The following is an 18504-nucleotide window of genomic DNA, read 5'->3' on the forward strand; positions in this document are numbered from 1 at the left end:
CATTAGTGAAAACTGAGCATATCAGCGATCTCTTGCAGCGCGTCCTCGGTCAGTTCTTGATCATCATAATCACTGATCGTCTTTTCTGTTTCGCTTTTGTTCTGGCAGTGTTCGATCAGTTGTAATAAAAATTGACGGCATGTTTCGCTAAGCTGTTCGATGGTTTTGCGCTGAAAGCGGGCATTGTCATAAGTCATATTGACAGTCAATTTTCCTTCTGCAGCGATTGCGCTGATATCCAGCGACTGTTCACGGTTCCATGTTGTGCTGATATCACCTCCGGCACCCAGCGGAGAGAATGAGAAGGTGTCCTCCTCAGGTACTTCAGCTGTGCGGCCGCTTTCAAATTGACCAAGATAATTAAAGCTGATTTCTGGTGCACCTGTGAAATCGATGTCTTTTTTGCCAGGCGGAGTCAAATATTTGATGACACCGTAGCCGAATCCTTTGTCAGGTACACGTCTCAGTGTATCTTTTGTTGTTTTTAGCACATGAACCATGCCTTCTTCCGAATCTGGCAAGTCTGCGTTCAGTTTAATCAATAACGGATAAATGGCGGTAAACCATCCAATCGTCCGGCTCACATCTATTCCTTCTAATACATCCTCTCGCCCGTGGCCCTCTAATGATAGTTTGAAGGCGGATTGATTGGTCCAATGGCGCAGCGCAAGAATGACAGAAGCGAGCAGCATGTCCTGCGTATCAGTGTTGTATGCGTTGTTGGCGTCTTTTAAGAGTGCTGCTGTCTCTTTATCGTTTAAGGTAAACGAAATTGTGGACCGTTGTCCCTCGTGTGCTCTAGTTCCATCGATTTGATCAAAAGGCAATGCCTTTGTTTGATACTCTTCGGCTTCGCGCCAATACTTGAGCTGTTTCATTAGCTGCTGGCTTTCAGCGTAGTCAGAGAGCTTTTTCGCATACGCTTTAAACGAGCTTGTTTTAGGCGGCAGTTTGATATCCTCCCCGCCAGCAGCTTGGCGATACCCTAAAGCCAAATCTTCAAGCAGAACCCGCCATGAGATGCCGTCAACGACGAGGTGATGAGCAGATAAAAATAAGAAATCACCGTCAATTGTGTGGAAAAGACCGGCTTGCAGCAGCGGACCATTCTTCAAATCCATTTTCTGCTGAATATCAAGTACATGGCGTTTGATAATAGGCTCATACGCTCTATTTCCATCAGTGCATAAATCAATCATCTGAAGGCCGTACAACGCGTCGTCCGAATGACTGAGCGGCCGATTATATTGAGCCCACTTTCCTTGTTCATTCTGTGTAAACACCATTCGCAGCGCATCATGATGACACGTTATTGCTTTTAACGTTTTTCGCAGTGCGTCTTCTTGTACAGAGGTGCTTCGATGCAGCATTACGGACTGATTAAAATGGTGTTTTTCTTTTATATCTTGAGAAAGAAACCATTTTTGAACAGGCGACCATTGTACGTCTCCCTCAACCGCAGCTTGGCTGGAACTTGTATCTGAATCTCGGATATAAGCTGCCAATTCTTGAATGGTCGGATGGCTAAACAAATCTTTCACTGCCATTTGCTTGCCTATCCGGTGAAGCCGCGCAGATACCTGTAACGCTTTGATCGAATCTCCTCCAAGCTCAAAGAACGAATCAGCTGTTCCGATTTTTTCTGCACCCAGTACATCCTTCCATATATCCGCCAGTATTTGTTCCATTTTGCTGGCTGGCGGGAGGAATGGACGTTCACCTTCGCGATTGTGTACAGGTCTTGGAAGTGCTCCGCGATCCAGCTTGCCGTTTGGTGACAATGGAAGTGAGTCCAGTTTTTCAATAAACGCAGGGTGCATAAACACCGGCAGCTTGTTTTGTAATTCTGAACGTACAGCATTTGTGCTCAACTCTGGTTTTGTCACCACATAAGCACTTAATTCGGTTTGTCCTGACGCTGTTACATGAGCAACTACTGCGGCGTCTTTTACACCATTTATACATCGGATGACCGATTCAATTTCTTTCGTTTCTACACGGTATCCTCTGATTTTGACTTGATCATCGATTCTTCCGAGATATTCGAGTGTACCGTCGGCCATCCATCTGGCGGCGTCTCCTGTTCGATACATTCGTGCTTCGGGTTTAAATGGATTCTGCGTGAATGCTCTCTCTGTCAGTTCTGGAAGATTGACGTACCCTCTTGCAAGCCCTGTTCCTGCTATACAAAGCTCTCCCGCAACACCGATTGGCTGAAGCTGATGATTGCTATTTAAAATCAGCACTTGAGTCCCGTCAATCGGCTGGCCGATGCTTACGTATGCCTGCTTTTCCATATGTCTCATGACGGTAGTCGCCACGCTGTTTTCTGTCGGTCCATATTCGTTGGCGAGTTCGGTATGCGGACATATAGCTAAGCTGAGGTCGATCAATTCGCGGTCAGCCGCTTCTCCCGCCAGTGTGACGACTCTAAGCGTCTTTACATCTTCCGGCTGCACTACGTCCAAAAGCGCTCGATATAAAACAGGCACAATAATCATATGTGTAATCCGTTGACGAGACAGCTGATGCTTAATGGTCAGAATATCCTTCGCTTCCTCTTCATGAAGCAAAACGGCTTTTGCACCTGACAAAAGCGGTGTAAACATACTAGTTATAAAGCCGTCAAATGAGAAAGAAAAGAGCTGCAGAATGGTATCTGTCTCGTTGAATGCATAAGCGTTTCTCCGCCACTGAAGAGTGTTGGCAATACCTTTATGCTCGACCATTACCCCTTTTGGACGGCCCGTCGTTCCAGAAGTATAAATGATATAAGCCAAATGATGGGCAGACGACATTTGCGGCAGCGGCGATTTGTCGTCTTCCTCTACGCTTTCTATCGTCAAGATCTCTCCTTCAAAGTCAGCAATTACTCCCCGATCCGCTTCATTTATTGTCATCAGCAGTTTCGTTCCGCTGTCGCTGAGGATATAGCGTTTCCGTTCTGTCGGGTATTCAGGATCAATGGGAACGTAACAGCCTCCGGCTTTCCACACACCAAGTATGGATGCTATCATACTGAACGAACGATGCATCATGATGCCTACTGGTGTGTCCGGCTTAACACCTCGGCTGCGCAATGCACGTGCGATTCCATTGGACCACTCGTCCAACTCTTGATACGTCAGTGTTTTGTCTTCGCTGACAAGTGCAGAAGCTTTTGGTGTTCGTGCAGCTTGCTGCTCAAACAATTGACTGATTGTTTGAACTCCGTATTGATTCGCTTGCCCGGTGTTAAACTCATTAAGCAGCTGGTGCCGCTCTTCTTGGGTCAGGATGTCGATCTGGTTAAGTGTCACCTCCGGGTTTTTACCGATGATGCTAAGTACATTTGTTAAATGCGATGCCCAGCGTTCAATGGTGGTTTTCTCGAACAATGCGGTTGAATATTCAAAAAGGAAATGAATGTTTCCGTCGCCCTCAGATGCCTGTAGTGTCAAATCGAATTTAGAAACGAGATGAGAAACTTGTGCCGGCTTCATTTGCAAATCATGAAGATGCAATGGCTCGTAATCATTATTTTGAACAACTAACATCGCATCAAACACTGGATTTCGGCTCATATCCCGTGTCAATTCAAGCTTATCGACAAGTTCTTCGAACGGGTAATCCTGATGCTCAAAGGCTTCCAATGCTGTCTCACGCACTTCCTGCAAATACTGTACGAATGGCTTCCCGCCCTCCGGGCGCGTCCGAAGCGCCAGCGTGTTCACAAACATGCCGAGTATCGGCTCAAGATCCTTGTGCGGCCGGCCGGCAATTGGCGAGCCGACGATGATATCTTCCTGTCCGCTTAAGCGTGACAAGAACGCGGTGTAAGCCGCAAGGAGCACCATGTACAGTGTGCTTCCGTTTTCTCGTGCCAGCTTGTGAAGGCCTGATGCAACCTCTGGTTCCAGCGTAAATGAGACCTTGTCACCCGCGAAGCTTCGCACCGGTGGGCGGGCATGATCAGCCGGAAGATCCAGCACAGGCAGCTCGCCCTCGAGCTGCTTCAGCCAGTACGTCTCCTGCGTTTTGTACGCGTCTCCTGTTTTGAATTCTTCTTGCCATACGGCGTAGTCTTTATATTGAATGCGCAGCGCAGGAAGATTCCGATTATTGTACAGCTCGCCGAATTCCCGAATCAGAATGTTGACGGAAACACCGTCTGAAATGATGTGATGCATATCAACCAGCAACAGGTGCCGCTCATCTGATACCTTTACGATTTGGGCACGGAACAGCGGCGCTTGGCTGAGATCAAACGGTTTGATAAATGCGGCTGTGGCCTCCTGTTCGGTTCGTGCGCCGAGAACTGTAGTCTGTAGCGTAAACGGCGCCTCGTCATGGATGCGCTGCACCGGATCGCCTCCTGCGTCCTGTTCGAAGGAGGTCCGAAGCGACTCATGGCGCTTGATCAGCTCTTTGAAAGCTCTGTCCATCCTTTCAGGGTTGAGCTTCCCTTCGAGCTCTAACACAGCCGGCATATTGTAGCCTGTCCCTCCGTCCTCCAGCTGCTGAAGGACATAAATCCGCTTTTGGGCAGAGGAAACCGGATAGGTTTCCTGTTTTTCAGCGGGCTTAATCGCTTCATATGGACTGTCCGTTCCTTCACGGATAACGGTAGCCAGCCCTTCTACTGTCGGATGGGCAAACACCTCTTTTAGCGGCACCTGTACATCGAATTCTTTTGAGATCCGTGAGACAAGCGCCGTTGCTTTTAAGGAATGTCCCCCGCGGTCAAAAAAGTTGTCGTGAATCCCGACAGGGCCATTTTTCAGCACGTCCTCCCACAGCTGAGAAAGCTTCATCTCAGTCACGTTTCTCGGCGCTGTGTAGGTCTCCGCATCTGCCGCTCCGCCAGGAGCTGGCAGGGCGTTTCGGTCGAGCTTTCCGCTTGGCGTAACCGGCCACTGTTCCATCTCTATCATATAGGCTGGGACCATGTAGCCCGGCAACAGTCTCTCAAGCTGCGCTCGGATTTCGTTTCTTTGGAGCCCTTCTACATAAGCGCATAATTCCGGCTCGCCGCTGTCTGTCCGTACGGTAACGGCCGCCTCCCTTACGCCTTTTATGCTTCTTAGTGCCGCTTCAATTTCTCCCGGTTCAATCCGGTAGCCGCGGATTTTCACCTGATCATCCGTACGCCCGAGAAATTCAACATTCCCGTCAGGGAGCCAGCGCGCCACATCGCCGGTTTTGTACATGCGTTCCCCCGGGTAAAACGGGTCTTCAAGAAAACACTCCTCCGTTAATGCCGGCCGATTCAAATAACCTCTGGCAACACCCGCTCCGGCAATGTATAGTTCGCCGATACATCCAACAGGCAGCATCCGCTGATTCTGATTCAGGATATATAATCTGACATGATGAACAGGTTTTCCAATTGGAATCCGTTCAAGTTTTTCATGTGGCGGACAATCAAAGAATGCAGCTTCTACGGTTGCTTCCGTTGGCCCATAGGAATTGGTTATTGAAACATTTGGAAGCAACTCGTAAAATCGGGAGACAAGATGGGTCCCCAGCTGTTCTCCCCCAGAAAACACTCGCTTGAGTCTGTTTGTCTTAATCGGTACAGAGCGATATTTTATATGTTCTAAAAATGCATGGAGCATTGAAGGCACAAAATGCATAGCTGTGATCTTTTGTTCTTCTATGGCCTTCACGATCACTTCAGGTTCTTTTTCGCCTCCCTGAGGAAGCAGATAAACAGAAGCTCCGGCATAAGGCCACCAAAACAGCTCCCATATTGAAGCATCGAATGAATAGGATGTTTTGTGCATAATCATGTCTGAATGCTTTAGCTGATAGCGGGACTGTAGGGAATTCAAAAAATTCACCGCTGATCGATGTTCAATTTCAACACCCTTAGGCATCCCGGTAGAGCCGGATGTATAGATGACATAGGCTAAAGATTGCGGGAGAACGTTCACATTCGGATTGGACAAACGATGTGCCAGTCCGCTATTTGTCTGATTGAGATAGACAATCTCTCCTGTAAATGCCGGAATATGAAGGCTGGCAGACTGAAGCAGGAGAATGTTTGTACCGCTGTCCTCCAGCAGAAAGCTGATTCGTTCTTCCGGATAATCCGGGTCGATGGGCAGATAAGCGCCGCCAGCTTTAAGAATGCCATAAATGCCAAGCAGCATTTCAGGTGAACGCTTTCCTATAATGGCAACAGTCGTTTCGGGTTTTACCCCCCGTCCAATTAGCTCCCAGGCGATACGGTTAGCCCGTTCGTTCAATTCTTTATAGGTCATCACTCCATCTTCGAAGATAACGGCCGCCTGATCAGGCGTTTTTGCTGCCTGCTGTTCGAGTGCATAGTGGAGCGTTTGATTCATTGAATAGCCCGTCTCCTCATACGGATGGCATGATTCAATGAAATCTCTCTCTTCTTCTTTTGTTAAGATTGGAATATCGTCCAATTCTGTTTCAGGGCTGGCAGCTGTATGTTCCACAAGCGTGGTGAAAAGGCTGGCCCACCTTTGGATGGTTTCTTTCTCAAACAAAGCTGTACTGTATTCAAACTGACAGAAAAGCTCGGAATCATGCTCTGTAACGTATAGGGAAATATCAAATTTTGATATTGGGTGCTCCAAGTCGTTCCACTGAAGCTGTACATCATTCATTTTTAGCTTTTGCTGTTCCATATTCTGAAGGACTAGCGTTGTGTCAAACAAAGGATTCCGGCTCATTTCCCGCTGCACACCGAGTTTGTCCACAAGCTCTTCAAACGGGTAATCCTGATGCTCATACGCTTCTAGTGCCGTCTGTCTGACTTCTTTTAGAAATTCCTCAAATGTCTTATTACCCGCCGGGCGTGTGCGGAGAGCCAATGTATTGACGAACATCCCAAGAACAGCTTCAAGGTCGGCATGGGGCCGCCCGGCGATAGGTGAACCAATCACGATATCATCCTGACCGCTTAACCGAGACAAAAAGGCTGAATACAAAGCGAGAAGCGTCATATAAAGCGTGCTTCTGTTTTTATGGGCGAGCCGCTTTATGCGGGCCGTGATCTCTTTGTCCAATTGAAAGGTTACTTTTCCGCCTATGAATTGCCGTTCTGCCGGACGTCGTTTATCTGTTGGAAGCTCCAGTATAGGAAGGTCCCCGCTAAACTGCTGCTGCCAGTAAGTCTCCTGCTTTTGGTACGAGTCTCCCTTTTTAAATTTCTGTTGCCATACGGCGTAATCTTTATATTGGATCCGCAATGGCTTAAGCTGCCGGTTTGCATAAAGATCGGTAAATTCTCGGATTAGGAGCTGAACGGATACGCCATCTGAAATGATATGGTGCATATCCACCAGCAATACATGCTTCTCGTTTGACACTTCTATAAGGCCTGCTCTAAATAATGGCGCCTGGCTGAGATCAAAGGGACGGACAAATCCCTCGATAGTGGTCTCTTTACTTAACGTAAACGGCACTTCGGTGTGGATACGCTGAACCGGCTCGTCATCAGCTCCGGATACAAAGGAAGTTCGAAGCGGCTCATGCCGATTGATCAGTTCTTTACATACAGCAGACAGTTTGGCGACATCCAGTGCACCTTCCAGTTCTAAGACCGCAGGCATGTTATAGGCGACACCCTCATCAAGCTGTTGAAGCACATACATTCGTTTTTGGGCCGAAGATACAGGATATGTACCCCTTTCTTCTGCTGGTTCAATTGCTGCATACGGATTTTGTTCTGCCTCTCGAATGATTGAAGCTAATCCTTCAACAGTCGGATGAGCAAAGATGTCCTTAAGCGAAACTTGCACATGGAATTCCTTTGCGATCCGTGACATAAGCACTGTTGCTTTTAACGAGTGGCCGCCATGGTCAAAAAAGTTGTCTTGGATGCCTATATGGCCATTATTCAGTACATCTTCAAATAGTTGTGAAAGCTTTGCCTCTAACAGATTTCGAGGGGCAGTATATGGGTTTCCGCTGATTGAAGCATCTGGCCCCGGAAGTGCTGCGCGATCTACTTTTCCATTTGGGGTAAGAGGTATGCTGTCAACCCATATCCATTTCGCCGGAATCATGTATTCTGGGAGCTCACTAGCCATATAACTGCGTAAATCTATTGCGTTCAGCTTTTGTACACTGCAATAGTAAGCGCATAATTCATGTTCACCGTTTTGATCTTGCCAGATGAGAATGGCAGCCTCACTAATGTCCGGGTGATTCATTAACGTGACTTCGATTTCTTGCGGCTCAATTCGATAACCTCTGATTTTCACTTGATTGTCTGCCCGTCCGATATATTCGATGTTGCCGTCTTCAAGCCGTCTGGCCAAATCACCTGTCCGGTACATGATCACACCAGGCTTGAATGGATCGGATGAAAATTTGTCGCTTGTCAGTTTATCGTGATTGACATATCCTCTGGCAACACTTGCGCCGGAAATATAGAGTTCGCCTGGTACGCCGCATGGCTGAAGCTGTTTTTGATGATTCAAAATATATAGATCAGTACAGCCTATCGGTTTACCGATTGGCGGAAGCTCAGGAATAGGGTCTCCAGGATGAATGGTATACGTAGATACCACATGAGTTTCTGAAGGTCCGTAATGATTGTGCAGGTGTATGCCGCGTTCACGCAACACATCTTGGAAAAGGTCTGAAATCATTAATTGTTCCCCGGCTGCGATCAGGTGTTTGACGCCATCAGGAAACGAGTTCGCAAGTTCTCGCTCGCTGAAAATCATTTTGATAAAAGCAGTTGGGAGAAACACAATATTCGTCTGATGCTTGTTTATAAATGCAAACAGCTGAGGCACATCTCTTTTTATGGCTTCTGGCACGATGTGGAGTGTGCCGCCTTTCAGAAGCGCAGAAAATATTTCTTGATAGCAGACGTCGAAGGAAGGTGTAGCAAATTGCAGAACATCTGCTTCAAAGTCAATGCCGGAGTGAGTATATTCGAACTTCAGCAAGTTAGCCATGTTTCGATGCTCAAATTGAACACCCTTTGGTTTACCTGTTGTGCCTGATGTATAAATCATATACAGCAGATCGTCAGCATTGTTGACTGACTTTATGTTACTGCCGTCTACTTTGCTTTCGATATCTTCTGGATGAGTGATAATGTAATTGTCTTCTAACGATGAGGAAAGGTGCGCTTGTGAAACAACATGCGAACAGCCGCAATCATGCAGAATATAACGGATTCTGTCAGCCGGGTAATGCGGATCAACCGGAACAATGGCGCCGCCTGCCTTTAAGATTCCAAGAACGCCGGTGATAAACGCCGCAGAGCGTTCCATCATAATCGCAACGGGTTCCTGTCTCACAACGCCTTTCATTCGTAAATGCCGTGCCAATCTGTTAGCCGCTTTATTCAGTTCTCTGTATGTTAATGAGCAGGCTTGATCAATTACAGCATGAGCATCTGGTGTCTTTTCCGCTTGCTTTTCAAACATGGCATGGATGGTTTCGTAAACTGGTGTTCGATCTGTGATTTCTCCAATCAGCTGCCGCTTTTCAGTATCTGTCGTGATATCGATTTCTTCAGGTGGAAGATTCGGATTATTTAAGATTTGCGATACAGCATTCAGAAGATGCTCTTTGACAGAGAGCACAAAAGACCGATCGTGCTGCTCCGCATCATAGTTCATTTTGATATGAATTTCTTCCCCTGGCGCCACCATAAGATAAAAGCTGTAGTTGGTTTCATCTGCGACAGTGAAATTATGAATCTGAAAAAGATCAGAAGCATGTTCCTGTTTGTTCAGCATTTGAATCTCTTGCTGCACCGGATAGTTTTCAAATACGAGAATATGATCAATCAGCCCTTGTTTAACAGCTGAGCGGGATTGAATCTCATATAAAGGATGGTAGCTGTACGCTTCAGCGGCAAGACGGTCTTTTTGCATATCTTTTATAAGTTGAAGAAAAGGCGTTTTTGCCCCCTGCACCCGAACCGGCATCGTATTAATGAAAAGACCTACCATATGTTCAATGCCTTCGATTTCTGCGGGTCTTCCTGAAATGACAGAACCGAATACGGCGTCATCGTTATTATTATATTTTTGCAGCAGAATGCCCCAAATGGTATGAAAAATCGTACTGAGTGTCACTTCTTCTCTAGCAGCAAGCTCTGAAAGCCTGCTGCTTTCTTCCTTAGAGAATGAAAATGTAACGTGTTCCTGCCTGCTTTTTCCCTTTGTTTTTTTCTGCTTCGGGAGCACGGTTTGCTGTTCGTGGCCGGAAAGATAATGGTCCCAATAAGAAACCGCCTGCTCTTTGTCTTGCTCCATCAGCCATTTGATATACTTTCCGTATGGCTGGACCGGCTCCAATGTTATTGGGGATGCATTTACATAAGATGCGTAAATATGCAGAAACTCCTTTAGCACAATGCTGAGGCACCAACCGTCCATCATGATATGATGAAAGGTCCAAATGCAAGTGTACTGGCTCTCTCCTGTTTGAATAAGAGCGATGCGCATGAGCACATCCTTTTGCAAATGAAACCCCCGGTCCCGGTCTTTTTCTTTCCATTGCTCGATAAACTGTGATTGCTCCGCCTCGTTTAGATGAGTAATGTTTTCTTCCAGTACGATGACATTTCGTTGTCTCAGAACAACCTGCTGAGGAGAGGAAACATTTTGGCTGATAAAAATCGTTCTGAAAATATCATGTCTTTCTACAAGAGCGTTGATGCTGTTTTGAAAAAACTGCGGGTTGACTTTTCCTTCTATTGTAAAAGAAGCTTGCTCAACATACGCCTGTGAATCTTTTTGCAGGAGGGAATGGAAAAGCATCCCTTCCTGCATGTAAGACAGCGGATAAATATCCTGAATTGAATTCGCTTTTGTCATGTTCATGTCTCCCTGTCACGATTTTCTACAATTCTTCCACCAAGCTGGATATGCTGTCCAAGTCCTCTGCCGTTAATGATTGACTGCTGAAATCGCTCAGTGTCTTTTCTGCTTTCTGTTGACCGGCGCAGTGTTTCATAATGTCCAGCAAAAAGTGTTCAATCCTGTTAATAAGCTGCTCCATTGTGTTTCTGTGAAAGCGGGCTGGCGGATAACTAAGATTGAAATGGAGCTTTTTGTCTGCTGCCATTGCGCTCATCTCGATAATTTGCTCGCGCTTCCATGTATGAGTGATATCCTTTCCGCTACCAAGGCTTGATGGGCGGAAGGTGTCCTGTCTTTCGATGTCGTTGAACTGGCCCAAATAGTTAAAGCTGATTTCAGGTGTTTTTGAAAACGTAATGCTTTTATTTTCAGGGTGTGTAAGGTATTTCAGCATACCGTAACCTACCCCTTTGTTTGGTATCCGGCCCAGTGTATCTTTAACGGTTTTTACTGCGGTTCCGAGCTCATCCCTATGATTTTCAAAGCTTATGAGGGCCGGATACATGGATGTAAACCAGCCGACCGTCCTGCTGATATCTAACTCTGGCAGAATGTGTTCTCTCCCGTGTCCTTCCATAGCGATACGGAGCTTACTTCCTCCTGTCCATTCACAAATCGCCAAGGATGCTGCGGTTAACAGAATATCTTGTGTATCTGTGCCATAGGCGTAATTGACGTTTTGCAGCAAGACGGCGGTGTCTGCTTCAGTCAGTGAAAAGCTTAATGAGTCCCTTTTGCTGGAGTCGATGTTCAGATGATGCGGTATTTCATATGGCAGTTCTGCGGCTTGCTGTTCTTCTACACTTCGCCAATACGCCTCTTCGCGAATCAGCTTACTGCTTTGGGCATATTCCTGTATGCGTCTTGCGTATTCCTGATAGGAATCAGTTTTAGGCGGAAGCTGGATCGTCTGGCCAGCAGCAGCTTGTTGATATCCTGCTGACAAATCCTCCAGCAAAATCCGCCATGAGACACCATCAACGATAAGGTGATGGATCGCAAGGAACAAGTAATCTCCGGTCAGTGTTTTAAACAAAGCGGCGTGCAACAATGGTCCTTCCTGCAAATTGATGCTTTGCTGAAGATCTGCAACTTCTTGTTTGATTTGCGTCTCCCAGCCGCTTTCTGACTGTGAAAGATCAGAGGTTCTTAAGCTGTATAGCTGTGACTCATGAATGCCTTGGTTGATTTGAATCCATCGCCTGCCATCGTTGCGATAAACCATCCGAAGCGCATCATGATGCTCCGCCAGTTTTTTCAAGGCTGGTCTAAGGGCGTTTTCAGACAAACGTCCAGAATGGAATAGCATGACAGACTGATTGAAATGGTGTCTTTCTTCAATATCTTGTGAAAAAAACCATTGCTGAACAGGCGTCCAAGGAACGTCTCCCTGAACGGGTCCTTGCTCTATGATTCTCTCTGACTTACGGATAAATGGTGATAAGTCCTTTATCTTTGGATGACGGAATAAATCACTTACCTGCAAGCTTAGCCCATAGCGCCCAAGGCGTGCAGAAACTTGAAGCGCTTTGATTGAATCTCCGCCCAATTCAAAAAACGAATCCTCTATTCCGATCCTCTGGATGCCGAGAACCTCCTGCCAGATCAACACAAGTTGGTCTTCAAGGTCATTTCGAGGCGGAGCGTACGTTTGTTTAGATGTGAAATTTGGTTCAGGAAGTGCTTTTCGGTTCAATTTGCCGTTTGATGTGAGCGGAAGAGTCTCCATTTCAATAATGTACGCCGGGATCATATAGTTTGGCAGCGAACGCGCGAGAAGTGAACGCACTTGTTCAGCATTCGTGCCTGCTTTTACGCTGATATAGCCAAACAGCTCTTTGCTCCCGGTCTGGGCTGTACGTGCTAACACTGCGGCTTCTTTGACCCCGTCTATTTGACGAAGTGCTGATTCGATTTCACCCAGCTCCACCCGATAGCCTCTGACTTTTACTTGATCATCAATACGCCCAACGTACTCAATTGTGCCATCAGGAAGCCAGCGCGCCAGATCACCTGTGCGATACAGTCGATCGCCAGGTGCAAATGGATGTGGGACAAATTTCTCTTTCGTTAAATCAGGACGGCCCAAATATCCTCTGGCGACGCCATCTCCGCCGACACAAAGTTCACCGACAGCTCCGACCGGCTGCAGCACTCCCCATTGATTTAAGATAAAAGCGGTGGAATTACCAACCGGCCGCCCGATCGGAATGGAAAGTTCATATGTTTTTTGAATGTGAAGGCATGTCGAAAAAGTTGTATTTTCGGTAGGGCCATATCCATTCCATATAGATACTTCAGGGCAGACATTTCTGATTCGATTGACGTGGCTCGGCGACAAAGCTTCTCCGCCTATAATCAAATGTTTCAGCTGTGAAAATGTTTGTTCATTTTGTTCTGTCAAATGATTGAATAGAGAAGATGTCAGCCAAATCGTTGTGATTCCTTGATGTTCTATGTACCTCTTAAGCTGATGGGAATCGAGAAATGTTTGTTGATCGGACAGATGCAAAGCGGCACCATTTAGCAGCGGTCCGAAAATTTCAAATGACCCAACGTCGAAACCGATTGATGATGTCATAAGAAGGCGGTCTTCAGGTGTAAATGTAATATAATTGCTGTTTTTTACAAGACGAATTACACTTCGCTGCTCAATCATGACACCCTTTGGTTTACCGGTTGATCCAGAAGTATAAATGATATATGCGAGTGAATGTGGCCCTGCTGAAGAATCAACGTTCTTCGTTTTTCCTTGCTTTTGAATATCTTCGATTATGATTTGTTCACATTCAATGTCTAATAGTTGTTTTTCTGTTTTTTCAGATTGAAGGAGTAATGCCGCCCCGCTGTCTGACAGCATATAAGCTATTCGTTCAACAGGCAGATCAGAAGCAATAGGCAGATAGGCTCCCCCGGCTTTTAGAATGCCCAGCATTCCTGCAATGAGTTCTGGTGTTCTGCCTGTCAACAAGGCTACAACACTATCAGGCCCTACGCCCTTAATCTGTAGAACTGAGGCAATTTGATTTGCCCAGCTGTTCAGGTCCTCGTAAGTAAATACTTGGGTGTCGCTGACAATTGCTACAGCATTAGGCGTTTGTTCAGCCTGCATTTCAAAGAGTCTGCTGATGGTTTCATTTCTTGGATAATCTATTTTTGTACGATTGAGCTCGTGGATAAGGTAATGGGTCTCATCCTCATTCAGGATATTTATTGTTCCGAGAGCGGCTTTGTTGTCTTTGATGATGGAGAGTAACATATTGATGAAGTATTGAAGCCACTTTTCTATCGTTTTTTTCTTATATAAGTCAGTACTAAACTCCATTTGGAACGTCAGCAAACCGTGGAGCTGTTCCTGGGCATATAGGGTTAAATCAAATTTGGACGTTTGATGCCCATTGTTTGCTGCAGGTTTGAGACAAAGTTCATCCAGCTCCAACGATTCCTGATCCATGTTTTGAAGAACAAACATTACGTCAAACAGCGGATTTCTGCTCATATCCCGTGTCAATTCAAGCTTATCAACAAGCTCTTCGAACGGGTAATCCTGGTGCTCAAAGGCTTCCAATGCTGTCTCACGCACTTCCTGCAAATACTGTACGAATGGCTTCCCGCCCTCCGGGCGTGTCCGAAGCGCCAGCGTGTTCACAAACATGCCGAGTATCGGCTCAAGATCCTTGTGCGGACGGCCGGCAATTGGCGAGCCGACGATGATATCTTCCTGTCCGCTTAAGCGTGACAAGAACGCGGTGTAAGCCGCAAGGAGCACCATGTACAGTGTGCTTCCGTTTTCTCGTGCCAGCTTGTGAAGGCCTGATGTAACCTCTTGATCCAGCGTAAATGAGACCTTGTCACCCGTGAAGCTTCGCACAGGCGGGCGGGCATGATCAGCCGGAAGATCCAGCACAGGCAGCTCGCCCTCGAGCTGCTTCAGCCAGTACGCCCCCTGCGTTTTGTACGCGTGCCCTGTTTTAAATCCTTCTTGCCATACGGCATAATCTTTATATTGAATGCGCAGTGCCGGAAGCTTCCGATTATTGTACAGTTCGCCGAATTCCCGAATCAGAATGTTGACGGAAACACCGTCTGAAATGATGTGATGCATATCAACCAGCAATAGGTGCCGCTCATCTGATACCTTTACGATTTGGGCACGGAACAGCGGCGCTTGGCTGAGATCAAACGGTTTGATAAATGCGGCTGCGGCCTCCTGTTCGGTTCGTGCGCCGAGAACTGTAGTCTGTAACGTAAACGGCGCCTCGTCATGGATGCGCTGCACCGGATCGCCTCCTGCGTCCTGTTCGAAGGAGGTCCGAAGCGACTCGTGGCGCTTGATCAGCTCTTTGAAAGCTCTGTCCATCCTTTCAGGGTTGAGCTTCCCTTCGAGCTCTAACACAGCCGGCATATTGTAGCCTGTCCCTCCGTCCTCCAGCTGCTGAAGGACATAAATCCGCTTTTGGGCAGAGGAAACCGGATAGGTTTCCTGTTTTTCAGCGGGCTTAATCGCTTCATATGGACTGTCCGTTCCTTCACGGATAACGGTAGCCAGCCCTTCTACTGTCGGATGGGCAAACACCTCTTTTAGCGGCACCTGTACATCGAATTCTTTTGAGATCCGTGAGACAAGCGCCGTTGCTTTTAAGGAATGTCCCCCGCGGTCAAAAAAGTTGTCGTGAATCCCGACAGGGCCATTTTTCAGCACGTCCTCCCACAGCTGAGAAAGCTTCATCTCAGTCACGTTTCTCGGCGCTGTGTAGGTCTCCGCATCTGCCGCTCCGTCAGGAGCTGGCAGGGCGTTTCGGTCGAGCTTTCCGCTTGGCGTAACCGGCCACTGTTCCATCTCTATCATATAGGCTGGGACCATGTAGCCCGGCAACAGTCTCTCAAGCTGCGCTCGGATTTCGTTTCTTTGGAGCCCTTCTACATAAGCGCATAATTCCGGCTCGCCGCTGTCTGTCCGTACGGTAACGGCCGCCTCCCTTACGCCTTCTATGCTTCTTAGTGCCGCTTCAATCTCTCCCGGCTCAATCCGGTAGCCGCGAATTTTTACCTGATCATCCAACCGTCCCAGGAATTCAATATTCCCGTCAGGGAGCCAGCGCGCCACGTCTCCTGTTTTGTACATGCGTTCCCCCGGGTAAAACGGGTCTTCAAGAAAACGCTCCTCCGTTAATGCCGGCCGATTCAAATAACCTCTGGCAACACCCGCTCCGGCAATGTACAGTTCGCCGGCGACACCGGAAGGCTGTACGGCTAAATGCGGATCTAAAACATACAAACGCGCACCGGGTACGGGCTTCCCAATCGGAATCCGCAAGCGGTCCCTGTCCCGTTCTGGATCCAATACGTAAAATGCCGCGTCTACCGTTGCTTCTGTCGGCCCGTAGCCATGGATTAATGATACCTGCGGCAATACAGAAGCAAAACGGGCTGCCGTACGCGGCGCAAGCGGTTCACCTCCGGCGAATACACGCTTTAGGTTTGTCCCGTCACCGAGCGCTAACATTTCCGCTTGATCGAGAAAGCTGTTCAGCATAGCCGGAATAAAATGAGCCGTTGTCACTTTTTCCTGATGAATGGCTTGTACGATCAACGCGGGGTCTTTTTCCCAGCCGGGCGGAAGCAGATACGCCGAAGCACCGGAAAGAGCCCACCAAAACAGCTGCCACACAGACGCATCAAAGGAAAAAGAGGTTTTCACCATGACAATGTCATCTTCCGAAAGCGGAAACTGGTACTGCATGCCGGTCAGAAAGGAAACAGCCTGGCGGTGCTCAACGGCCACTCCTTTCGGCTGCCCGGTAGAGCCCGATGTATAGATGACATAGGCGAGAGATCCGTCGCTAACAGAAGCAGACACATGACGTTTTACTTCTTCACGATCAAGAGATGTCATGTCAACTTCAAGCGTCTCTCCAGAAAAGCTCGGTGCGGAGCATCCCGGCTGTGTCAGCAAGAGTGATGCCCCGCTGTCTTTCAACATGTAGCTCAGCCGCTCTTCCGGATACGCAGGATCAAGCGGTAAATAGGCCCCTCCAGCCTTCAAGACAGCAAGGACAGCGATCAGCATGTCAGGTGAGCGTTCGGACAGGACACCGACGATACTTTCGTTTGTGACGCCGCGTGCCGCAAGGTGCGCAGCCAGCCGGCTGGCGTACATATCAAGCTCAGCGTATGTCAGCGAACCGTCGGAAAATCGGATAGCCGGCCGCTCCGGTGTGACTGCCGCCTGTCGCTCAAACAGACCATGCAAGGTTGGGGCTTCAGGTGAAACAGATACTGTCCTGTTATTTTGAGAAACGATTTTCCGTGTTTTGTCCTCATCTAGCAATGTCATCTTTGACACAGGAAGAGATGGATCAGAGATGACGTCAGAGATCATGTGCTGTAAATAATCTTTTATTTCAGACATCATATTTGGTTGATAAGCGCCTGTATGAAAATGAATCCGAACGTACAAAGTACGCCCTGGGATCACTTTGACACTGCATCTATAATTAGTTACCTCTTCCATCTCAAAATCTTTCACGGAGAAATCAAATGATCCAGCTTGATTCAGCTCTTCAATCTCTTGTTGAGTAGGTGTATTTTCAAAGACGATAATATGATCAATCAGCTCTTGTTTAAGAGCGCTCTGCGCCTGAATGTCATATAAAGGGAAGTAACTATACGCTTCTGCTTCAGTCATGTCCTTTTGCATTCCACTGACTAGGTCAGAAAAAGACAGAAAATCACTTTGGACTCGAATAGGAATGGTATTGATAAAAAGTCCGACCATGTTTTCCACATCTTTTAGCTCAGAAGGTCTGCCTGATATAACTGATCCGAACACAGCATCGTCGCGGCGATTGAACTTTTGGAGCATGATTCCCCATAAAGCTTGGAAAACAGTGTTAAGTGTCGCACCACATGCTGCAGCGATTTTCTGTAATTCGGAGGTTTCTTTTTCAGGAATGGTAAACGTGATCTGTTGTAATGTCCCATCCGACATTTGATCTGTTCTTTTAGGCAGAGGCGAAGCTTTTTCGAAATGCTGAAGCCTCTTTTTCCAATACTCAGCTGCTTCTTCCCGGTCTTGCTGCATCAGCCATTTAATATACGTCCCGTACGGCTGTACGGGAGGCAAATTAGGAAACTGCCCTTTTCCAAGCGCTTGATAAATATGGAGAAAGTCTTTAATGACGATGCCTAAACACCAGCCATCCATTAAAATATGATGGTGGCTCCAGATACAGACATAATGATCAGGCGCCCATTTTAAAATAGATATTCTCATCAGTACATCCGTTTGGAGATCGAAGCCTTTGGATTTATCCTGCTCTTTGAATGCCTCTGTACAATGTTCTTTATCTTTTTCATTGAGATGAGAAATGTCTTCAACATGAACATGGCAATGACGTTGCTTGAGCACGACTTGGCGAGGTTTGGCTACATTTTTATAGATGAATGCTGTTCGAAAGATATCGTACCTGTCAAAAACAGCATCCATACTTTTCTGAAAACGCTCCAAGTCAAGCTGTCCATGGATCGTAAAAGAAGCCTGTTCAAAATAAGCTCTCGACTGTTCATCATACAGTGAGTGAAAAAGCATCCCTTCCTGCATAAATGACAAAGGGTATATATCCTGTATTTCGGGTTGCTGCGGCATCAGTGAATC

2 protein-coding genes are annotated in these 18504 nt (G+C 47.1%); both read right to left on the reverse strand.

All coding sequences use genetic code 11. The features are described 5' to 3' along the window. Positions 1-2 precede the first annotated feature (2 nt). The gene (gene ppsD, locus NX903_RS09265) at positions 3-10802 is read right to left on the reverse strand and encodes a plipastatin non-ribosomal peptide synthetase PpsD (protein ID WP_341109606.1); all 10800 of its coding nucleotides are present in this window, start codon (positions 10800-10802) and stop codon (positions 3-5) included. Positions 10803-10827: 25 nt separating this feature from the next. Next, entirely contained in the window at positions 10828-18495 is a 7668-nt protein-coding gene (gene ppsC, locus NX903_RS09270) for a plipastatin non-ribosomal peptide synthetase PpsC (protein WP_217020845.1), read from the reverse strand. Positions 18496-18504: the final 9 nt, after the last annotated feature.

The sequence above is a fragment of the Bacillus sp. FSL R5-0576 genome (assembly GCF_038004765.1).
Lineage (GTDB): Bacteria > Bacillota > Bacilli > Bacillales > Bacillaceae > Bacillus > Bacillus subtilis.

What these genes read in the sequence shown, in the direction of transcription:
- ppsC (WP_217020845.1), bottom strand. Translation starts at nt 18,495, where the DNA reads ATGCCGCAGCAACCCGAAATACAGGATATATACCCTTTGTCATTTATG.
- ppsD (WP_341109606.1), bottom strand. Translation starts at nt 10,802, where the DNA reads ATGACAAAAGCGAATTCAATTCAGGATATTTATCCGCTGTCTTACATG.